Here is a 19,923-nt window from a genome sequence, read left to right on the forward strand (position 1 = left end):
ATTTGGTATGGCAGAGTCGGTTGCAAATAGTGACGGCGTTCATAGTGAGCGCTGCTAGTGACGTGGGTCGGACAGGGTGGTACGTGGTGGCACGGATAGTGATCGTGGGTGCGGGGTTGTCGGGGCTGCGGACCGTCGAGGAACTGCGACGAGCAGGCTTCGAGGGTGAATTGACGCTCGCCGGTGGGGAAACACATCTGCCATACGACCGGCCGCCGCTGTCGAAGGAAGTGATCCGCGGCGACAAGGACGAGACGACGCTGCGTCCGGCAGAGTTCTACGTCGAGAACAAGGTGGATCTCAAGCTCGGTTCGCCCGCGACCTCGGTGGACACTGCCGCAAAGTCGGTGGCGTTCGCGGACGGATCCACCCTCGACTACGACGAGTTGGTCATCGCGACGGGACTGACTCCGCGTCGCATTGCCGGCCTTCCGGAGCTGTCCGGAGTGCACGTTCTGCGCTCCATCGAGGAGGCGTTGGCCCTTCGCGCCGAGCTGGCTCCCGGCAAGCGTGCGCTGATCGTCGGGGCCGGCTTCATCGGCTGCGAACTGGCCGCCAGCATGAAGTCTCATGGCGTCGACGTCGTGTTGCTCGAACCCCAGCCGACACCGCTGGCGTCGGTGCTCGGCCCCACCGTTGGCGCCCTCGTCGAACGTCTGCATCGGAACGAGGGCGTCGATGTCCGCGTCGGCACCGGCTTGACCTCGTTGTCCGGCGACGGAGCGGTTGCCACTGCGACCTTGAGCGACGGTTCGGAGATCCCCGTCGACGTGGTGGCGATCGGAGTCGGTTCGGTGCCGGTCACGGGATGGCTCGACGGTTCGGGAATCGAACTCGACAACGGAGTGCTCTGCGACGGCGTCGGCCGCACCAGTGCCGACCACGTCTGGGCCGTCGGCGACGTCGCGTCCTGGCAGATCGGTGATCGACGCAAGCGCGTCGAACACTGGACCAATGCGGGCGACCAGGCCAAGATCCTGGCGGGAGCGCTCACCGGAACGGGTGATCCCGATGCGCCGGCGCAGGTTCCCTACTTCTGGAGCGATCAGTACGACGTCAAGATCCAGGCGTTGGGGACCGTCGCACCGACGGACACCGTTCACATCGTCAAGGACGACGGCCGAAAGTTCGTCGCCTACTACGAGCGCGACGGTGTGCTGGCAGCTGTCGTCGGCGGAGGTAGCGCGGGAGCGGTGATGAAGATGCGCGCCAAGATCGCAGCCGGCACGCCCATCTCTGACGTGTTGGAGTCCACACCGGCCTGAACGGATGAGGCAGGACCGGTTCCGAGGCGATAGATTTGTGCGGTGATCGTTGCACTCATCGACTCGGGACTGGGCCTGCTCCCTACCTCTGCGTGGCTCAGACGCCTGCGCCCGGATCTCGATCTGGTGCTCTCCCTGGATCCGGACGGCGCCCCCTGGGGCCCCAAGCCTGAGCCGTGGGTCGTCGACCGGGTACTCGGTGCCGTGCGGCGGAGCCTCGATCGTGGGGCTCAGGTCATCGTTCTTCCATGCAATACCGCCAGCGTCACCGCGCTGCCACACGTGCGAGAACTGGTCGGGCCGGAAGTACCGGTCATCGGAACGGTGCCCGCGATCAAACCCGCCGCTGCCGCGTGCGATTCAGTGGCGATCTGGGCTACAGCCGCGACGACGGCCAGTCGGTACCAAGCCGATCTGATCGAGCAGTTCGGCAACGGCGCCAAGGTCGTCGGAGTGCCGTGCCACGGCCTGGCCGATTCGATAGATCTCGGTGATCGCGCAGCCGCACTTGCTGCCATCGATTCCGCGGTTGCCCGGACGCCGGACGACGTCAGCGGCGTTGTCCTCGGGTGCACCCACTACCCACTGCTCGCCGACGAGATCGCAGCACGGTTACCCGCCGGCGTCACACTCTTCGACAGCGCCGAAGCCGTTGCACGACAGACTCTGCGGCGGATCGACGGGCTCGGTGCCGTGGGCGAAGGATCGGGAACCGTCGAGGTGTTCGTGAGCGGTCGTCCGGGCGCACTACCGCCCAGCGCCGAAGCCTTCGACGCCGGGCGGTTGTTGGGCGCGATCAAAGCCTGATCAAGCCGCTCTGTCAATGGGCGGCTACGCCGCTCCGTCAATGGGCGGCTACGCCGCCGTGACCCCCGTGATGCATCCGCGCACTCATCACCGGCATCGCACTCACCGCGACCACAACGGTCAGAACCCCGACAACCCAGGCCGTCCACGACGCACCGCGCAGAGCGTCGAAGTTCATCACCCAGGGTGAAATGAACATCAAGACGCCGAAAACACCCATCGCGTAATCCGCCATGGCCATGTCCGGACGTGCCATGTGCGCCAGACCCGACAGTGCAACCAGGACACCCAGGACGACGAGTGACCACATTGCCCGATCGGTGGTGTCGAGCCACATCGGCGAGAGAGCCGCAAAGACGCCGAGAACCACCGCGACGGCATCTTGCATTCGATTCCACGACTTCATGACGAGACCTCCAAAGACGAGAGTGTGTCCTCCTGTAGTACACGCCCGCGGAAGATCGAGATCAACTCTCCGCCAATTGCATTCGCGTTGCAGTTAGAGGCGATGCGGAGGCTCGAATATCAAGATTTGTGACCATTCGTCCGGATGGCCACGAGCCCGCGCGGCGCGCTTGCCGCGATATGTCCCGAGAGTGCCATGAGGGTGAGGGTGGTGAATGCGATAGCGGCGGTGATCATGGGTGGTCCTTTCACTGACTGTCCTCGAGTGTCGTCTGCCGACCTGTGGCCGAGCAGGGCACACGGTGTGAGGACGCTGAGAGAATCGAAGAGTCCGCACAGACGACCCGTGAGAAGGTTCTGGGGTGACGCAATCGAGTGCCCCGGACGTGATCGAGCAGTTGGCCGACCTCGCGGATCCCGCAGATGCCGTCCACTTGCAGCGGTTCTTCAAGACAGCGCCGGGGGAGTACGGCGAGGGTGACGTATTCATCGGCGTGCGAGTACCGAAGACGCGATCGGTGGTGAAGAAGCACGTCGGACTCGCGTTGCCTCAGATACGTCTCCTTCTCGACAGTGACGTTCACGAGCACCGATTGGCCGGGCTGCTGATCCTGGTCGCTCAATTCGAAAAAGTCAGTCGCCCAAAATTTTTCGACGACGAGGGCCGCGCTCGCATCGCAGGTTTCTATCTGACCGCTGTCGAGGACGGGCGGGTCAACAATTGGGATCTGGTGGATTCGTCCGCCGGACAGATCCTCGGCGGCTGGCTGCACGACCGAGATCGCCGGCTGATCTTCGAGCTTTCCGATTCGGGTGACCTGTGGCGACGACGGGTGGCGCTGCTGACGACGTACGGATTCATCACTCGCGGCGACGCGTCGACCACGCTCGAGCTTGCCGCTCAGGTGCTGGGTGATCGACGAGACCTGACCCAGAAAGCGATGGGCTGGATGCTCCGCGAGGTGGGCAAGCGGGTGGATCGGGATTTGTTGACCGGCTTCCTTACTGAGAATGCAGCAGACATGGGACGCACGGCGCTGAGCTACGCGTGCGAACACCTGACCGCAGACGAGCGAGCGCACTTCCGGGCGGCCCGCTAGCGAAGTACCGCTCGGTAGGTTGTGGGACGATTCTCGGTATGCCCGCCACCCGTGTCGAGGCGTCTCGAATTGTGACGATCGGTTCACTGATCGCTGCCGGCGTCGCAGCTCTGTGTTATCTCGTGTACTCCGTTCGGGCCGTCGAACCCGTTGATTTTCTCGTCTACCGCTACGCTGCCCAGGCATTTGCCGCAGGCTCGAACATCTACGAGAGCAACCTTGTCGGCCCGTTGATCGTCGACGAGGGCATGCCGTTCACCTACACCCCGTTCGCGGTGATCTTCCTCTGGCCGACTGTTCTCTCCGACTGGTGGACGGCCTATCTGCTGTGGTCGGCGTTGTGCATCGCGGCGGTGGTGTGGACAGTCGCCAAGTTCACTCCCGCTCGCGTCCCCAAGCGGCCGCTCGTCATGGCGGCATTGGTCCTGGCCGTGTCGGTGACACCCATCGTCAGCGCGCACATCTCCTTCGGCCAGGTGAACCTGGTGCTGATGGTGCTCGTACTGCTCGACGTGACCCGCAGAGGCGATTCGAGATTCGGCCGGTGGTTTCCACGAGGACTTTTGATCGGCGTCGCAGCCGCGATCAAGCTGACGCCGGCGCTGTTCATCGTCTACTTCGTCGTCACGAAGCAGTGGCGACTCGCGATCTGGAGTTCGATCGGATTTGCCGCGGCGACCGCCGTCGCAGCAATGGTGGACCCGGCCGTCAGCTGGACCTTCTGGTCGGACGTCGTCTGGAACCTCAGTGACCGGGTGGACTTGAGCGGGCAGGCGATCGCGAGTGCCGGTAACAGTTCACTGCAGGGCGGACTTGCGGCACTGGGCACATGGACGGCGTCTCTGGCGATGCCGTTGACCGTGCTGTGCGCGGCGGTAGCGCTCTGGGTCGCCCGAGATGTACATCGCGTCGGTCGTGCGGTCGATGCGGCGTTGGTGATCGGATTGAGTGCGCCGATCCTTTCGCCGATCAGCTGGATTCATCACTGGGTGTATCTCGTGCCTGCTGCCGTCACGGTTCTCTTTCGGCTTCGATCGCCGCTGCAGTTCGGTGCGGCCGCTGTGGGGTTGGCCGTCGTCTATTGCGGGCCGAGTATGGGGCAGCAGTTCATCGAGACGTCGCCGCTGCTGCTTCCTCTGGGGTTGGTCCTTCGTGAGGGCTTCCTGATCGTGACCCTGGTGCTGATTCTTGCGCTGTGGCGGTTGCCCACAACGGCGCCGGAGTGGATTACGGGGCGGGACTCGGAAGATGGCGCGGATGATGGCTCAGAAGATGACAAAGCCCCCGATTCCGCAGGGAATCAGGGGCCGTCATGCATCGAAGCAGGGTTCAGAACTCGATCTTCAGGCGATCGGTGATCGGCTTCGCCTGGCAACCGAGGATGTAGCCGTTCGCCACGTCCTCGGCGTCGAGGATTTCGGAGTTGTCCATCTGAACTTCGCCTTCGGTGACGGTGCAGGCACACGACCCGCACTCACCTTCCTGGCAGGAGTACGGAACGTCGAGACCCTTGGCGAGCATGATGTCGACGAGCGTCTGCTTGCGCGGCCAGACGAGGGTGTGGGTTTCACCGTCCAGTTCGACCTCGACGGTTGCGGCGTCGGCAGCTTCCTCGTCGGAGACTTCGGCTACCTCGACGTCACGGAACGGGTCGCCGGCGAGTGAATTGAAGACCTCGGCGTGAACTTGCGTGCGGGGCATGCCCGCTTCTGCCAGTGCCTTGTGGACGGCGTCCATGAAGGGGCCTGGACCGCACATGAAGGCCTCGTACGCGACAAATGGCTTGGCGAGCGTCGCCAGTTGCGAGACAGCGGGGAGTCCCTGCACGGTTTCGATCCAGTGGACCACGGTGAGGCGGCCGGGGTGTTGCGCTGCCAGCTCGCGCAGTTCGGCGCCGAAGATGACGGACTTCTCGTCGCGATTCGCGTAGACCAGCACGACGTTGCCGCTGCCCTGCGTGAGGGCGGACTTGAGAATCGAGATCACCGGAGTGATCCCGCTGCCTGCACCGAAGAGCAGGAAGTCGTGATCGAGCGACTTGGGCGTGAAGACACCTGACGGCGGCAGCACTTCGATGGTGTCGCCGACCTGGAGCTTGTCGCACAGCCAGTTGGAGCCGTAGCCGTCGACAGTTCGCTTGACGGTCACCTTGGGGGCGTCGTCGGTGAAGGGTGAACTGGCCAGGGAGTAGCAGCGTGCGACCGAGCCGGTCTGATCACTCGGGATGCGCAGGGTCAGGAATTGACCTGGCTTGTAGTCGAACTTGTCCTTCAGTTCTGCGGGAATTTCGAACACCAGCGACCGGGCGTCGGAAGTCTCTTCGATGACTCCGGACACGGTGAGTACCGCCGATCGCGAGCTGTGCGGTACCTCGACTGTCGTCATCGCGAAGCTAGTCCTCTCGTGAAGCTGGGTAAAGCGCAGGTCAGTGAAGTGCAACATCTAGAACGTGTTCTAGTTCAATGTTAGCAGTGATGAAAAGCTACTGGGGATCGTAGTCGCCGAGCAACACGTTCCCGATCAGCGGGAACCACGGCAGTCTGATCCGGCCTTCCTGGCGGTCCGGGGTGGCGACGACCTGCCCGAACGGGCGGTTCGCGGGCGGCGTCCGGGCGGTTGAGCTGCCGAAGTCTGTGCACGGGCTGTTTGTCGGTACACAGTGGAAACCAGGTGAGACGCCGGTCACAAAGAATCGGCTCGAATCCCTCCCGCAGTCACATTCGTGCACATCCATGAGGAGATACCGATGGCTATCGAGCTCAACCAGATCTGGGACTTTCCGATCAAGGAGTTCCACCCCTTCCCGCGCGCCCTGATGGGTGTGGGCGCTCACGACATCATCGGTGTGGAGGCCAAGAATCTCGGCTTCAAGCGCACCCTTCTGATGACGACCGGTCTGCGCGGTTCGGGCATCATCGAGGAACTCGTCGGCAAGATCGAGTACCAGGGTGTCGAGGTCGTGCTCTACGACAAGGTCGAGTCGAATCCCAAGGACTACAACGTCATGGAGGCCGCGGCTCTCTATCAGAAGGAGAAGTGCGACTCGATCATCTCGATCGGCGGTGGTTCGAGCCACGACGCCGCCAAGGGTGCTCGCGTCGTGATCGCACACGACGGTCGCAACATCAACGAGTTCGAGGGCTTCGCCAAGTCCACCAACAAGGAGAACCCGCCGCACATCGCCGTATCCACCACGGCTGGAACGGGATCCGAGACGTCGTGGGCGTACGTCATCACTGACACCTCGGACATGAACAACCCGCACAAGTGGGTGGGCTTCGACGAGGCGACCATCGTCACGTTGGCGATCGACGATCCGCTGCTCTACTACACCTGCCCTCAGCATTTCACCGCGTACTGCGGCTTCGACGTACTCGCGCACGGCAGTGAGCCTTTCGTTTCTCGTCTCGATTTCGCGCCTTCGCTCGGTAACGCGATCTACTCGGTCGAGTTGGTCGCGAAGAACTTGCGCGAGGCCGTCTTCGAGCCGCGTAACCTCAAGGCGCGCGAGGGAATGATGAACGCGCAGTACATTGCCGGACAGGCCTTCAACTCCGGTGGCCTCGGCATCGTTCACTCGATCTCGCACGCGGTCAGTGCATTCTTCGACAGCCACCACGGTTTGAACAACGCCATCGCGTTGCCGCGTGTGTGGGAGTACAACCTGCCTTCGCGCTACGAGCGCTACGCCCAGTTGGCCGGCGCACTCGGTGTCGACACTCGCAACCTCACCACGGTTCAGGCCGCGGATGCTGCCGTCGAGGCTGCCATCCGTCTGGCCAAGGACGTCGGTATCCCCGACAACTTCGGGCAGGTTCGCACAGACTCGTACGCGAAGAACCAGATGAACACCAAGAAGTACGAGGGTCGTGGTGATGTCATCAAGGGTGACGAGAAGACTGTGCGCGCCATCTCCGAGCACATTCAGGACGACTGGTGCACCCCGGGTAACCCCCGTGAGGTCACTGTGGAGTCGATGATCCCGGTTGTCGATCACGCGATCAACAAGTCGTACTTCTAGCAGGGCCTTCGGCCCCGTGCGCGCTTAAGGAGTCCAGAGACTCCTCGAGCGCGCACAGGGGCTGTGCCCCTATCGAAAGGTATTCCATGTCCGGTCGCAGTTTCTCCAGCGGAATCGAAGTGAAAGATGCTCTGCGAGAGCAGGACTACATTGCCGATGACGAGTTCGCGGTAGTCGTTCATCTGGCGACGGCGCTGGGGCGTCCGCTCCTGCTCGAAGGGCCGGCCGGTGTCGGCAAGACGGAACTGGCGAAGTCTCTGGCTGCGATCGGGGGCCGCAAACTGGTGCGATTGCAGTGCTACGAAGGGCTGGACGACAATCGGGCCCTGTACGAATGGGACTACGCGAAGCAACTCCTGCACGTGCAGATGCTTCGCGACCGGATCAGTGATCAGGTTTCCGAATTCGACAGCGTCGCCGAAGCGTCGAAGTTTCTGGCCGATCAGGATTTCGGGTTGTACTCCGAGAACTTCCTGTCCGTGCGGCCGCTGCTCGAAGCTATCCTCTCGCCCGATCCGGTAGTGCTTCTGGTCGACGAGGTGGACCGCACCGAGGAATCGATGGAAGCACTGCTCCTGGAGATTCTCGCCGAACAGCAGATCACCATTCCCGAGGTCGGTACGTTCGTTGCCCGCTCGCAGCCCTGGGTCATCCTGACGTCCAACGACACCCGCGAGCTCTCACCCGCGCTCAAGCGTCGTTGTCTGCATTACCATCTCGGCTATCCGACGTCGGAGCGTGAACGCGAGATCGTCACGGCCCGAGCGCCGGAGGTGGATGCGGCTACGGCCACCGAGGTTGTCGAATTGGCTCGCATCTTGCGTGATCTCCCGCTGCGTAAGAGCCCGTCCATCTCGGAGGTCATCGACGCGGCCAGAGCGGCAACAGTGCTCGCCGCCAGCGGATTCGACACCGCTTCCGACGCCAAGGTGCGCGACATCCTGCTCACGGCGTTGCTCAAGTACTCGTCAGATGTGACGCTGGCCAAGGAACGATTCGACGGAAAGCGTCTCGAATCACCGTCGCGTGACGGTGGTGAGCCGATCGAGCGATCCACGGTGGCAAGCAAACCCGCCAACACGACGACGGCCGTGTTCCGGGGGACCGGTGGACGTGACCCCCATCAACAGGGAATCCGCGGCGGCAGCGGAATCCGTTCGACGCGATGACGACGCTCGGTGGCCTCGCTGTGTGGCAACCGTCGTTTGTTCTCGACGTGGTGTCCGCGAGTTTCGGCCGATTGCTGAGGGCGGCCGGAGTTTCCGCGTCACCGGCCGAGGTCATCGAGGTTCGGCGTGTACTCGCGATGGTCGGCGCTTCGGATCGTGAGACGTTGCGAGCATGTCTTCGGGCAGTGTGCGCCAAGTATTCTCACGAACAGGCCGGTTTCGATCGGGCATTCGACGCGCTGTTCCGGCCGGCCGCAGGCAAAGCGCACGCCGAGCGGATGGCTTCGCGCGCCGAGGTGGCGGACGGTCTGCCCACCGCGCTGGGGATCGACGAGGATCAAGAAGTAGGCCGGTATGCCGAGTACAACGAACGTGCAGCCGAGGTCGGCGACTACTTCGACACTCCGGAAGCGGAGAAGGGGTTCAACCCGCACAAGGACGACGACGATGTGTCGATGACGTCCAGCGATGCGGAACTGTCGGTGGATACCGGTTCGGAGACCGGTCGACGGGGAGTCAGCTACACGGTCGACGTGGACCGTGCCGCGTCGGCAGTGGTCGGCGACCTGAGCACCAGTGTTGCTGCAGCAGTGATCGGTTCGTTGTCCTGGGACGATCCGACGTCGATCCTCGCCTGGCTGGATGCATACGACCCGAGCAAAGCGTATGCGGACGTCTCCGACGACGGGCCGCTGACGCAGGCGCAACTGAACCGGCTCGTCGAGGCGGTCGAAGCGTTCGTGCAAGCACTCTCGGCCGCTGCACTCGCCGAAAGCGCTCCCGATGCGCCCGACAGCGAATCTGCTGCGGGCGCAACGCACAACGACATCGAACTCGCGTGCCACGAGGTGCTTCGGCGGATGAGAGGACCGTCCAGGCCTCGTCCTCGGGAGCGCTCTCGAGGACATCTCGACATGCGACGCACGGTGCGTTCGAGTCTGCGCACCGACGGAATTCCCTTCCATCTGGTCGTGAAAGCTCCTCGCCCCGATCGTGTTCGACTACTTCTCATCGCAGACGTGTCGCTGTCCGTGCGCCCGATCACCGCGTTCACTCTGCGGTTGGCTCAGGCAATGCATCGCCGGGCAGATCGTTGTGAAGTCCTCGCATTCGTCGATCGTCCGGTCGACGTGACCGACACCCTTCTCGCCAGTAGCGGTGACGGCGCACTGGCTGCGGTACTTGCGCACCCGGGTCTGGATCTGGAAGCCAGCAGCGATTATGGTCGAGTGCTCACAGAATTGTTGGACGAGCACGGAAACAGCTTGAACTCACGGACGTCCGTCATCATCGTGGGCGACGGTCGGTGCAACGGGTTGCCCCCACAGGTGGACAAGCTCGAGGAACTCCGCCGAAAGGTTCACCGTCTGGCCTGGATCACGCCTGAACCTCAGCGTTACTGGAACCAGGCATCGTGCGCGATGCCGGAGTATTCGGAGATCTGCGACGAGGTTGTTGTTGCCCGAGATGCCGCGCAACTGATGGCAAAGGCCGCTGAACTGGGGCACGCACTTCGCTGATGTCACTGCACTTCACCGATGTCACTGCGCGATCCGTCGTGAACTAGTTTGATCTCATGTCCGAAATCAGGGGATCGATCTGGCGACCGATCGCGGCGCTGACAGTGTTCGGCGCCGTGTGTGGGCTGGTGGCGCTCGGCGTGTTTCAGTGGTGGTGGAACTCGTTGGCATCACCTCACATTCTCACCGGCGGATCCTATCGGGAGCCGTTTGCCGAGCCGACATACACCGGACCCATATTCATGGACCTCTTTCCGGCAGAACCTGCCCCGTGGCTGTATTCGGGACTGGTCCTCGGACCGACGGTGGTCGGCTTGCTTGCCGGGATCGTGTTCGTGGTGTTCGTCCGGCGTAATCGCGCGCAGGACCGCGCGATTACGCCGGACGATCGATCAGAGCGCTAGCAACGCGCGCGAGCTCAGTCGAGGATCCGCCAACGGGCGTAGCGCCAACCGCAGCAAGACCAAGGCGTTGTCGTCGCCGGCGATCCTGTTGACTTTCAACGTATTGCACTCGATGCACTGGTGAACGAGCATCCACTCACCGTCCTGCCGTACCGACAGGGACAGCGCCGCCATGGCACCTCTGCACTGTTGTGCCCGGTCGCCCGGAACACGACCATCGACGTGGCGGCTTGCCAGACAGTTCGGGCAGTGGTTCCGATGAGCGGTACCCGGCGCCGCAATGGAGATGTCCAAACGGCATGTGAGACAACGGAAGCTCGATCCTTGTTCGCCGCCGATTCCGTGCAATACGTGCTTGGTCCGTTGCGGTGCCCGCCGCGCGCGGGTGCTGGGATTCCTACGTGGCATCTGCTTCCCCCTCACAAGTCGCCGAAGGCTTCGAGCGGGAAGGGCGGTTGCGCGAGCGGCCGCACTGCCATTCTCATCAACAACAACTGGTTGTCGTCACGGCTGACGGGGTTGGAGGTAAGCTCGAGGCACTGCGCGCAGCGGTGGATGATCATCCAATCGCCACTGCGCAGTACTGCGATCGAAATGGGAGCCATCCGCATTCCGCAGTCCGACGGTCCACCTTCCACCTGGTCGAAAAGGTGTCGGGAATGCAGGCAACTGGGGCAGTGGTTTCGGCGATCACCATCGGGGCCGTACGTCATGACGGTGAGTCCGCACTGAATGCACGAGAAGGTGTCGGTTTTCGAGATGGAATTGTGTGATTGAGGCACTGGAGAACTCCTAGCTGAGTGAACAAAGCAGGTAGGAGCAGGCCGAGTGGCCTCGCGGCTGTCAGTCCGTCGTTTCGGGGATCAGCAAGTGACCCTCGAGGTTGCCGGCAGTGCAGGGGCGAGAGGCGCGCTCGGCGCGGGCTGGGTCATAAACACCTTCTGGATCGGTACTACGGGCCGCTCTGGCCAGAACCGAAAGTACAACGGGACCTGATTGCCGCGCCATCTATTTTCCGGCGACGACTACCTGCCCGAACGGGTAGGTAAGCGCCTCTCCTTCGGTGGGTGTGCCCCGACTGCTGTCCGCGTAGGCTCGGGGCCAGCACTTGTAAGGTGGATCACACCAGTTGGTGCTCGGGCGAGCGAGCTGGGAATTCGCGAAGCGGTGATCTCGGTGCCGCGCGAGAGGAGAGTGGGGTCGTGTCCGTGGCATATCCGGATGCTGTGAACCACGGTGTTCATCGCCGCGGCACTGCTGCTCGACTGGTCAAATTTCACGCCCCCGAGATCGTCTTCGGTATCGGTTCCCTGGTCGAGGCAGCACACGCGACTCTGCGGTTCGGCGGGTTCCGCCCGTTTCTGGTCACCGATCCCGGCTTGATCGACGCGGGGTGGGTCAGCGAACTCGAGGACCATCTCACGGAGCAGGGCTTGACCGCGACAGTGTGGTCAGGGCTGACGCCCAACCCCAAGGACTTCGAGATCGCGGCCGGTTTCGAGGTGTACCAGGAAGGCGAGTGCGACGTCATCATCGCGCTCGGTGGCGGTTCCGTCATCGACGCGGCTAAAGGTGTAGCCGTCCTCGCTGCCAACGGCGGCAACATACTCGACTACGAGGGTGTCGATCAGGCGACAAAACCGATCCCGCCGTTGGTGATGGTTCCCACTACGTCCGGAACGGGCGCTGACGTGTCGCAGTTCTGCATCGTCACGGACACGACCCGCGGCACCAAGATCACCATCATCGGCCGTGCCCTCGTGCCAGATGTGACGGTCATCGATCCGCGGTTGCTCACGACGATGCCCGAGTGGCTCAATGCAGCAACGGGATTGGACGCACTGACGCACGGAATCGAAGCCTTCGTCTCACTGGCGCACAATCCGTTGACCGATCATCACGCGCTCCGCGCGGTCGGCCTCGTGACGGAGAATCTGGTGAACACGATCCAGGACCCGATGGAGATGGAAGCTCGATCGGTGATGGCGCAGGCGAGTCTCGAGGCCGGGTTGGCGTTCACCAACGCGATACTCGGAGCCGCGCACGCCATGAGCCATCAGGTGGGCGGCATGCTTGATCTGCCACATGGCGTCATCAACGGAATTCTGTTGCCCCACGTCATCCGATTCAATTCCACGACGGACGCTGCCCCCTTTGTCGCCATCGCTGCGGCACTGAGCCTTCCTGAACAGCACGGCACCCCGGAGGAAGCAGCGCTGGCGGTGGCCGACCGGGTCGAACGTCTCGCCCGGGAGGTTGGGGTTCCGAAGGGGCTGGGGGAGTTGGGTGTTCGCGAGGGAGACCTCAGTCGACTTGCCAGCTTCGCGTTGCTCGACGCCTGCATGTCCACCAATCCCAGGGAAGCGACGCAGGAGCAGATGGTGGCGTTGTTCCGAGGTGCGTTGTGAAGAGGGACAGTGTGATGCGGTGCAGGGTGATGCGGTGCAGGGTGAAGCGGTGCAGACGATGACCGCGGACCTGTCGCGACTCACCGGTTTACGTTCGGGTAAGAGTTCGTTTTATCCGCAGTACCGCGGCGCTGCCGAGCGTCTCGAACGCGTCGTACATGCGTTGGAATTGATCTCGCGGGCTTTGGTGCGGACCGTCGAGGGGCCGGAAACCCTCGTCTGTGCGGTGGCGGAAGCTGCCCGTGCTCATCTGAGTGCCAACTGGATAGTCTTCGCCTTGGCCGACGGAACATTGCCCGACGCCGGACCACGGCGATTGGTTCTCGGCCCGGACGCCACCCCATTTCTGGTCGACAACGTGGAGGGGCCACCACTTCCGGAGGATGTAGTCGAATGCCTCGACGACATCCGCTGCGGAAGAATCGAATCCAACTCGGTGATCGACGCTCACTACGCGTTTGTGCCGATCGTGCTCGGCGGCGGTGTGGTCGGCGCCTTTGCGGCCTGGACGCCGGCCAACCGGACGCTCGACACGACGGACGGTGCTGTGCTCAGCATTCTGGCCAGCCAGACTGCCGTGGCTCTGCAGAACTCGGCGCTCTATCAGCGCGGACAACTACTGCTCGAACGAGCCGAAGACGCATATGCGGAGGCCAACCGCACTGCAGCCGACCTCGCGGTGCGCAACAGCGAATTGGAGTCCACGCAGCGTCAACTCGGAGTGGCTCACCGGCACCAGGTGGTCGACGACGAACGGCACCGGATCGCCCGCGAACTTCACGACAGCGTGACACAGGCGGTGTTGTCGGCCGGCATGCAGATCGAGGTCTGCCGGAGCGACATCCCGGAGGCGGAACGCAGTGAAAGACTGGACTTGGCAAAGGATTTGACCAGGCGGGCGGTCGAGCAGCTTCGCTCGGCGATCTACGCGCTCAATCATTCCTCGGACGCGGACCGGACGTCGCTGCCCGAGATGCTCGAGCAGCTCGGCGTGGTTCACATGCCGGACGAGTTGGCGGTCAGCGTTCGCGTCGGCGGCACCCCGACCGAGCTTCCAGGCGATGCCGAACACGCTCTTCTGCGGATCGCGGGGGAGGCGCTGTTCAATGTTGCGGTGCATGCCCATGCGAGTCGAGCGGTCCTGCGGTTGACCTATCGAGCGGATACGGTGCTGCTGTCGGTTTCCGACGACGGTGACGGCGACCCTGCGCGGATGCGTCTGATCCTCAAACTCGCAGCCACCAACGACGTCGACGGCCGTCATCGCGGACTGGCGAACATGCAGACACGAACTCTCGAGTTGGGTGGTGCGCTCGAAGTTCGGCGCGCGCGGATCGGTGGAATTCAGATTCTCGTGCGACTGCCACTACCACTGCCACAGGCACTTCCGCTCCAGGCGGATGTCGACAATCTTTGCTCCACCACTGAAATCGAGAGCGAGGAATCATGACCACTGCGCGTCCCGTCATCACCCGCGGAGCATCGCCGGTTCAGGGATTGGTTCGAATCGTCCTGGTCGACGACCATGCAATTTTGCGGCAAGGGCTCCGCTCGGTTCTCGAGCGCGAAAGCGACCTCGAGATCGTGGGGGAGGCTTCGTCTCTCGCCGAGGCGCTTGCCGTGGTCGACAAGGTGGGTCCGGACATCGTCTTGATGGATCTGAAACTCTCCGCCAGTTCCGACTACGAGGGACTGACCCTTTGTGGCCAGTTGTCTACGGCGCATCCCGGGCTCGGACTGTTGGTTCTCACCACCTTTCTCGACGATCAACTGGTGGTGCGAGCGGTACACGCGGGTGCTCGCGGCTATGTCGTCAAAGACGTCGACACCACCGAATTGGTGCGTGCGATCAGGGCGGTCTCGCGGGGTGAGAGTGCGTTCGATTCTCGCAGCGCATCGGCTGTCGTCCGATCGCTCAACGGGCAGTCGTCATCCAAAGAACGATTGACCGATCGTGAACTCGAAGTACTGAGACTGCTCGCAAACGGCTTGTCCAACATCAAGATCGGTGAGCGACTGTTCATCTCGCCGACCACGGTCAAGTTCCACGTCAGCAACATCATGCGCAAACTCGAGGTGAGTCGGCGAGCAGAGGCCGTCTACGCCGCGAGTAAGCAAGGTCTGATCTAGCTCCGCTCGGAGACCGCCCAGGCGCGCAGCGCCTGATGCTGTACGAGGAGCACGCTCGATCGAGTTGTGCGCAGAGTCGACGCGGTCATCTCGGCAGTCAGACCCACTGCGATTCGCAATACCAGGACCTCACGTTGGTCGTCGGTGAGGCGACGTGGGCATTTGAATTGTCCGTCGATGTTGCGTGACTGGGGAATTGACGCAATCCGTTGCGAGGCCAACTCGTAGGCGAAGTTCTCGATTCGTGTGTCGGCCGAGATCGTTTCGGACATTCGTGTGACGACGTCCAGGGTGCATTGATGGGCGAGATCGTCGGCGAATGTTGCGACAGGCGTCCCGAGAAGCCTGGCGCGATAGTAGAGAACGACGCGAGGGTGCAATCGGGCCAGGAGTTTCGACAGTGCGTGATGATCGCCGGCGAATGCCCCGGCGGCGTTGCGGTTCAAGGAAATCGATTGTTCACAGGTTTCGGGTGAAGCGGTTCGTGCGGAGGGTGGCGTCGGTGAAGTCTTCGCGCCCCTGATCGACAGCTTCATCAACAACTCCTCGGGTACAGCGCACCTCATCATGCTGGAACGAGAATTGAGGTACCCCACCGAAAATGCGGGTAAACCTGAAGTTACCTTCCAGGTGTCCGGTCTTTTCGCTGGGAGCGCCAGTCCGCGAGCATGCGCGGCATTTCCGCGGCCATGAAGTCGAAGAAGTCGCGCAGATCTTCCATACGATCGCCGGCCGTAGTGCCTTCACCGAGGACCCGAATGCCCTCGTCCGCAACTGCCGAGACCTGGTAGAGGGACGATTGTTTCGTGACAAACGCGTCGGCCCACATCTCGACGCTGACGCAGTAGTGCTGACGCCTCGATCCGGGGACGGCCACTCGCTCGATCAATCCGACTTGCTGGAGGTATCTGACTGCTCCGGAAATGGCGGCGGGGCTCACTCCCAATCGGGATCCGAGATCTCCTGGCGTGGACGAGGGTGTCTCGCTGGTCATCAACGCGGCCCAGACGCGTGCAGGCATCGGCGGAAAACCCATGTCGCTCAGAACGAGTGAGAGTCGCTCGACAAAATGTCGGCTCTCGTCCGGTGCAACGGTGCGGCTGACGTCGGTCATCGGAACCCTTCGATCTTTCTTCTTTTCTATCTTCACACATTTGTGAAATCGGCGTACGGTCAAATTCATGGGTGCGGCAATTTCAGTGAAAAGCCTCGTCAAGACCTTCGGTACCACCCGCGCGCTGGACGGCCTCGACCTCGAAGTCTCAGCAGGTGAAGTGCACGGATTCCTGGGACCGAACGGCTCTGGAAAGTCGACCACTATTCGGGTGCTCCTCGGCCTGCTCCGCTCGGACTCCGGAGACGCAACTGTTCTCGGCGGCGATCCGTGGCGAGACGCTGTTACCTTGCATCGACGTCTCGCTTACGTGCCTGGCGACGTGAATCTGTGGCCCAACCTCACCGGCGGGGAGGCTATCGATCTGTTGGCGGGTCTGCGCGGTGGCTTGGACCGAAAACGCCGCAGCGAGTTGCTCGATCGCTTCGAACTTGACCCGACCAAGAAGGCGCGGACGTACTCGAAAGGTAATCGGCAGAAGGTTGCACTCGTGGCGGCGTTTTCGTCCGACGTCGACCTTTACGTACTCGACGAACCGACATCGGGGCTCGACCCGTTGATGGAAGCGGTGTTTCAGGACTGCGTCGAAGAGGTGGCTCACGCCGGAAAGACGGTCCTGCTGTCGAGCCACATCCTCGCCGAGGTCGAAGCGCTGTGCGATCGCGTGAGCATCATCCGCGACGGGCGGACGGTGGAAGAGGGAACGCTGTCCGAACTCAGGCATCTCACGCGCACGTCCATCTCGGCGGAGACACAGCGCCAGATCGGCGGACTCGACGGGCTCGGCGGGGTCCACGACGCGGTGATCGACGGTAACCACGTCACCTGCGAAGTCGACAGCGCGCAACTCGGACCACTCATGACGTACTTGGTCGGATTCGGAATCGTGGCGCTCACTTCCACTCCGCCGACACTCGAAGAACTCTTCTTGCGTCATTACGGTGACGAGCGCGCCAGGGAGACTTCGGTCCACCTGCGAGCCGAGACCGGTGTACGGCCATGACCGTTGTTGTCGAGGCCGCTCCACCGGTACCTGCCTCGGCAAGTCAATTCACCGGCACACGCCGACTGGTCCGGTTGGCTTTGCGACGGGACCGAATTCAGCTTTCGGTGTGGGTCATCTCGATCGTCTTGTTCATGCTGCTAGTCGTCGCCAGTGTGACCGGGCTGTACTCGACACCCGAGGAATTACGAAACATCGCAGTCAGTTCCGCGGTATCGCCGGTGGCGCTGGCGACCAACGGAATCGTGTCCGGCGATTCGCAGGGCGCGATAGTCGCCAGTCAGTCGGTGCTCGTGTTCGCGTTGGTGGCGGCATTGATGAGCACCCTTGCGGTGGTTCGTCATACACGACAGAACGAGGAGACCGGCCGTGCCGAGATGATCGGTGCTGCGGTGGTGGGTCGGCGAGCGCTTCTGACGTCCGCACTGATTGTCACGGTCGGTGCGAACGTGGTTCTGACACTGGGAATTGCCCTGGGATCGATCGCCGTCGGTTTGCCTGTCGTTGGTTCGCTCGCGTTGGGTGCTTCGATAGGTGGGACCGGAATCGCGTTTGCCGGTGTGGCGGCGGTGACTGCGCAGATCACCGACGGTGCTCGTACGGCCAACGGTCTGGCGGGTGCCGCGATCGGTGTTGCCTTCATGCTGCGCGCGATCGGCGACGTGAACAGTACGGTCGTCGACGACGGAACTCGCGTGGTGAGCGGTTGGTTGTCGTGGCTTTCGCCGATCGGATGGGCGCAACAGATCAGACCTTTCGACGACGACGCCTGGTGGATCCTGCTGTTGCTGATCGGATTTGCGGTTGTGCACGTGGTGGTGGCGTTTGTTCTCATCGGCCATCGCGATCAGGGAGCGGGGCTCGTGCAGCCCCGGCCCGGCCCGCCGACCGCAGCATCGTGGTTGCCGTCGGCTTGGGGCCTGGCGTGGCGCATGCAGCGAATGACGATGTTCTGGTGGATCTTTGCCGTTGTCATTCTCGGGTTCGCCTACGGCGCTGTGGGCAACGAGATCGACGCGATGGTGGGATCGTCGCAGCAGACCGCGGAGATGTTCGAGAAACTTGGTGGCGGCGGTACGGATCTGGTGGATTCGTACTTGGCCACTGCTCTCGGTCTCACCTCGATTGTCATCGCGGCATATTCGGTCCAGAGTCTTCTCCGGATGCGGGGTGAGGAAACATCGGGACGGCTCGAACCGTTGCTGGCAACCTCTTTGTCGCGGTGGAGGTGGATGCTTTCCCACCTGGGTATGGTTGTGGGTGGGGTGATCCTCGCGCACGTCTTGATGGGTGCCTTCACCGGATTTGCCTTCGGGCTCGTCACGGACGACATCGGCGGCAACACACTCCGGATGACTGGCGCCGCCTTGGCCTATCTACCCGCGGTGCTTGTAGTCGTGGGGTTGGTGTCGTTGGCTTTCGGACTGTTTCCGACCTACGCGTCGGCGCTCTCCTGGGGAATCTTGGCGGCATGCATCGTGCTCGGGCAACTCGGAACGTTGCTGAAGCTTCCACAGTTAGTGCTGGATCTGTCACCCTTCACCCACGTGCCGGGTGCCCCCGCCGAGCCAGTGACAGTTCTACCGCTGCTGGCAATGATCGTTGTGGCAGTAGTGCTTTCGACAGCATCGCTTGTTGCGTTCCGTCGTCGCGACCTCCAGGGGTAGTAGGGCTGAACTCAATTGGGAGTTCAACCCAGAATTCGACGAAGCTGGCGAGCCCGAGCAGCGAGCCGTCCGGTCGAGTCGAATAGTTCGGATTCGTCAACACAGAGAGTGTCTGTCGCCCAGGCGGTCCCGTGGCGTAGGCGATACCACGGTGACAGTGATTGGGGATCTGCCGTGAGGTGCTCCGGTGTGAAATGCGCGGTGAACTCGATAGTGGGTATAGCCACGGGCATCGTCAGTGTCGCGAACAATCCGGGCGGAAGCGCGTCGAGAAGGACCGCGGCGCGCTCTTGGGCCGTGAAATCGAGGTCTGTGAGCAATCGGATCCAGACGTCGAATTCCGGGGAGTCGCCACCGGCGAACGGCCTCGCGGAATTGATCGGCCGGATGTCGAGGTGCTGGGAGAACGGCACAAAATCCACCGGGATCTCCAGCGGCGGCAGGGTTGACGGGTCGGCCGGAGTCGGTGCGGCGACAGGGGCGGACATCGTTGTGCCTCCTGTGTCGCGGGCTAGCCGAACGAGAGCGGATCCCGAACCGGTCAGCGTGACGTGGCAACTGACGGTCCGCCCGCCCCGCATATCGTCGACAGTCAGCTCGGCCGGCCCCGGAGGGACGGGGCGGTCCAGGTGCGCCGTGACTGCCAGAGGTTCGGCTCCGGACGCGTCGGCAGCCACTCGCAGCATCCGTGCAACGGCGAGTCCGCCCTGAATGCCGTCGAAACTCCGCCAGCTGGAGTCGAATTCGGTGTGATGACACGCTGCGTCGGTCGACGGCGCTACCGTCGCGGACGCCTGACTATTAGTTGCCATAGTCAGCACCCTAGATGCTGACTATGGCTATGGCAAGCTAGGGTCTACTCGGGAGTGCTGGACGACCCACCGAAGAGCATGTAGATGAGGATCTGAAG

Annotated in this window: 20 protein-coding genes; 13 read left to right on the forward strand and 7 right to left on the reverse strand. The window is 62.6% G+C overall.

Annotated elements, in window-relative coordinates; translation table 11 throughout:
* Positions 1-86: 86 nt before the first annotated feature.
* Together RA302_RS08880 and RA302_RS08885 are read left to right on the forward strand one after the other, a co-directional pair.
* Entirely contained in the window at positions 87-1,265 is a 1,179-nt protein-coding gene (locus RA302_RS08880; RefSeq protein WP_338480237.1) for an FAD/NAD(P)-binding oxidoreductase, read from the forward strand.
* A gap of 42 nt (positions 1,266-1,307) precedes the next feature.
* Complete coding sequence (locus RA302_RS08885; RefSeq protein WP_029254872.1) at positions 1,308-2,072, forward strand: aspartate/glutamate racemase family protein; 765 nt, start codon at positions 1,308-1,310, stop codon at positions 2,070-2,072.
* Positions 2,073-2,109: 37 nt separating this feature from the next.
* Here the strand turns inward: RA302_RS08885 and RA302_RS08890 are convergent, their stop codons facing one another.
* Positions 2,110-2,478 (reverse strand): SPW repeat protein, encoded by a 369-nt coding sequence (locus RA302_RS08890; protein ID WP_019744276.1) that lies wholly within the window; start codon positions 2,476-2,478, stop codon positions 2,110-2,112.
* Positions 2,479-2,839: 361 nt separating this feature from the next.
* Between RA302_RS08890 and RA302_RS08895 the strand changes: the two genes are divergently transcribed.
* Entirely contained in the window at positions 2,840-3,577 is a 738-nt protein-coding gene (locus RA302_RS08895; RefSeq protein ID WP_264614115.1) for a DNA alkylation repair protein, read from the forward strand.
* Between the two features lie 38 nt (positions 3,578-3,615).
* Positions 3,616-4,935: a glycosyltransferase 87 family protein gene (locus tag RA302_RS08900; protein WP_047889736.1), complete on the forward strand. Its 1,320-nt coding sequence runs from the start codon at positions 3,616-3,618 to the stop codon at positions 4,933-4,935.
* Here RA302_RS08900 and RA302_RS08905 read toward each other — a convergent pair.
* Positions 4,907-5,962 carry a ferredoxin--NADP reductase gene (locus RA302_RS08905; protein ID WP_030535465.1) on the reverse strand — a complete coding sequence of 352 codons (1,056 nt, stop codon included), beginning with the start codon at positions 5,960-5,962 and terminating at the stop codon, positions 4,907-4,909. The genes RA302_RS08900 and RA302_RS08905 overlap by 29 nt on opposite strands.
* A 361-nt stretch (positions 5,963-6,323) precedes the next feature.
* Here RA302_RS08905 and mdo point away from each other — a divergent pair, with 361 nt between their 5' ends.
* The 4 genes from mdo to RA302_RS08925 all read left to right on the forward strand — a co-directional run bounded on the left by mdo (position 6,324) and on the right by RA302_RS08925 (position 10,691).
* Positions 6,324-7,598 (forward strand): NDMA-dependent methanol dehydrogenase, encoded by a 1,275-nt coding sequence (mdo, locus tag RA302_RS08910; RefSeq protein ID WP_003942095.1) that lies wholly within the window; start codon positions 6,324-6,326, stop codon positions 7,596-7,598.
* A gap of 86 nt (positions 7,599-7,684) precedes the next feature.
* Complete coding sequence (locus RA302_RS08915; protein WP_029254875.1) at positions 7,685-8,767, forward strand: MoxR family ATPase; 1,083 nt, start codon at positions 7,685-7,687, stop codon at positions 8,765-8,767.
* Positions 8,764-10,287 (forward strand): VWA domain-containing protein, encoded by a 1,524-nt coding sequence (locus RA302_RS08920; RefSeq protein ID WP_019744269.1) that lies wholly within the window; start codon positions 8,764-8,766, stop codon positions 10,285-10,287. The genes RA302_RS08915 and RA302_RS08920 overlap by 4 nt, the downstream gene beginning before the upstream one ends.
* A gap of 56 nt (positions 10,288-10,343) precedes the next feature.
* On the forward strand, positions 10,344-10,691 hold the full coding sequence (locus RA302_RS08925; protein WP_019744268.1) for a hypothetical protein: 348 nt from the start codon (positions 10,344-10,346) through the stop codon (positions 10,689-10,691).
* On the opposite strand, the gene RA302_RS08930 is transcribed toward RA302_RS08925, so the two are convergent.
* Together RA302_RS08930 and RA302_RS08935 are read right to left on the reverse strand one after the other, a co-directional pair.
* A complete protein-coding gene (locus tag RA302_RS08930; RefSeq protein WP_029536733.1) occupies positions 10,680-11,099 on the reverse strand; it encodes an RNHCP domain-containing protein in 420 nt (139 codons plus the stop codon). The two genes, RA302_RS08925 and RA302_RS08930, sit on opposite strands and share 12 nt — an antisense overlap.
* An 11-nt stretch (positions 11,100-11,110) precedes the next feature.
* Positions 11,111-11,473, reverse strand: a complete 363-nt coding sequence (locus RA302_RS08935) for an RNHCP domain-containing protein (protein WP_003941922.1) — start codon at positions 11,471-11,473, stop codon at positions 11,111-11,113.
* A gap of 420 nt (positions 11,474-11,893) precedes the next feature.
* Between RA302_RS08935 and RA302_RS08940 the strand changes: the two genes are divergently transcribed.
* Genes RA302_RS08940 through RA302_RS08950 form a run of 3 tightly spaced genes read left to right on the forward strand, consistent with a single transcriptional unit; the run spans position 11,894 to position 15,229 of the window.
* Complete coding sequence (locus tag RA302_RS08940; protein ID WP_020968994.1) at positions 11,894-13,099, forward strand: iron-containing alcohol dehydrogenase; 1,206 nt, start codon at positions 11,894-11,896, stop codon at positions 13,097-13,099.
* Between the two features lie 58 nt (positions 13,100-13,157).
* A complete protein-coding gene (locus tag RA302_RS08945; RefSeq protein ID WP_024487311.1) occupies positions 13,158-14,549 on the forward strand; it encodes a GAF domain-containing sensor histidine kinase in 1,392 nt (463 codons plus the stop codon).
* On the forward strand, positions 14,546-15,229 hold the full coding sequence (locus tag RA302_RS08950) for a response regulator transcription factor (RefSeq protein WP_019744264.1): 684 nt from the start codon (positions 14,546-14,548) through the stop codon (positions 15,227-15,229). Before RA302_RS08945 ends, RA302_RS08950 begins: the two co-directional genes overlap by 4 nt.
* Here RA302_RS08950 and RA302_RS08955 read toward each other — a convergent pair.
* Both RA302_RS08955 and RA302_RS08960 read right to left on the reverse strand, forming a co-directional pair.
* A complete protein-coding gene (locus RA302_RS08955) occupies positions 15,226-15,765 on the reverse strand; it encodes a hypothetical protein (RefSeq protein ID WP_020968996.1) in 540 nt (179 codons plus the stop codon). The two genes, RA302_RS08950 and RA302_RS08955, sit on opposite strands and share 4 nt — an antisense overlap.
* 83 nt (positions 15,766-15,848) lie before the next feature.
* On the reverse strand, positions 15,849-16,343 hold the full coding sequence (locus tag RA302_RS08960; RefSeq protein ID WP_338480247.1) for a helix-turn-helix domain-containing protein: 495 nt from the start codon (positions 16,341-16,343) through the stop codon (positions 15,849-15,851).
* A gap of 67 nt (positions 16,344-16,410) precedes the next feature.
* Here RA302_RS08960 and RA302_RS08965 point away from each other — a divergent pair, with 67 nt between their 5' ends.
* Positions 16,411-17,346, forward strand: a complete 936-nt coding sequence (locus RA302_RS08965; RefSeq protein WP_020968998.1) for an ABC transporter ATP-binding protein — start codon at positions 16,411-16,413, stop codon at positions 17,344-17,346.
* Positions 17,343-19,013, forward strand: a complete 1,671-nt coding sequence (locus RA302_RS08970; protein WP_020968999.1) for an ABC transporter permease — start codon at positions 17,343-17,345, stop codon at positions 19,011-19,013. Before RA302_RS08965 ends, RA302_RS08970 begins: the two co-directional genes overlap by 4 nt.
* 23 nt (positions 19,014-19,036) lie before the next feature.
* Here the strand turns inward: RA302_RS08970 and RA302_RS08975 are convergent, their stop codons facing one another.
* Complete coding sequence (locus RA302_RS08975) at positions 19,037-19,825, reverse strand: thioesterase family protein (RefSeq protein ID WP_019744259.1); 789 nt, start codon at positions 19,823-19,825, stop codon at positions 19,037-19,039.
* Between the last annotated feature and the right edge of the window lie 98 nt (positions 19,826-19,923).

Source organism: Rhodococcus sp. DN22 (assembly GCF_036669995.1).
Lineage (GTDB): Bacteria > Actinomycetota > Actinomycetes > Mycobacteriales > Mycobacteriaceae > Rhodococcus_F > Rhodococcus_F erythropolis.

Coding starts and splice junctions, on each gene's coding strand:
- RA302_RS08890 (WP_019744276.1), bottom strand. CDS start 2,478: ATGAAGTCGTGGAATCGAATGCAAGATGCCGTCGCGGTGGTTCTCGGC.
- RA302_RS08900 (WP_047889736.1), top strand. CDS start 3,616: ATGCCCGCCACCCGTGTCGAGGCGTCTCGAATTGTGACGATCGGTTCA.
- RA302_RS08905 (WP_030535465.1), bottom strand. CDS start 5,962: ATGACGACAGTCGAGGTACCGCACAGCTCGCGATCGGCGGTACTCACC.
- mdo (WP_003942095.1), top strand. CDS start 6,324: ATGGCTATCGAGCTCAACCAGATCTGGGACTTTCCGATCAAGGAGTTC.
- RA302_RS08915 (WP_029254875.1), top strand. CDS start 7,685: ATGTCCGGTCGCAGTTTCTCCAGCGGAATCGAAGTGAAAGATGCTCTG.
- RA302_RS08920 (WP_019744269.1), top strand. CDS start 8,764: ATGACGACGCTCGGTGGCCTCGCTGTGTGGCAACCGTCGTTTGTTCTC.
- RA302_RS08925 (WP_019744268.1), top strand. CDS start 10,344: ATGTCCGAAATCAGGGGATCGATCTGGCGACCGATCGCGGCGCTGACA.
- RA302_RS08930 (WP_029536733.1), bottom strand. CDS start 11,099: ATGCCACGTAGGAATCCCAGCACCCGCGCGCGGCGGGCACCGCAACGG.
- RA302_RS08945 (WP_024487311.1), top strand. CDS start 13,158: ATGACCGCGGACCTGTCGCGACTCACCGGTTTACGTTCGGGTAAGAGT.
- RA302_RS08950 (WP_019744264.1), top strand. CDS start 14,546: ATGACCACTGCGCGTCCCGTCATCACCCGCGGAGCATCGCCGGTTCAG.
- RA302_RS08955 (WP_020968996.1), bottom strand. CDS start 15,765: ATGAAGCTGTCGATCAGGGGCGCGAAGACTTCACCGACGCCACCCTCC.
- RA302_RS08960 (WP_338480247.1), bottom strand. CDS start 16,343: ATGACCGACGTCAGCCGCACCGTTGCACCGGACGAGAGCCGACATTTT.
- RA302_RS08965 (WP_020968998.1), top strand. CDS start 16,411: ATGGGTGCGGCAATTTCAGTGAAAAGCCTCGTCAAGACCTTCGGTACC.
- RA302_RS08970 (WP_020968999.1), top strand. CDS start 17,343: ATGACCGTTGTTGTCGAGGCCGCTCCACCGGTACCTGCCTCGGCAAGT.
- RA302_RS08975 (WP_019744259.1), bottom strand. CDS start 19,825: ATGGCAACTAATAGTCAGGCGTCCGCGACGGTAGCGCCGTCGACCGAC.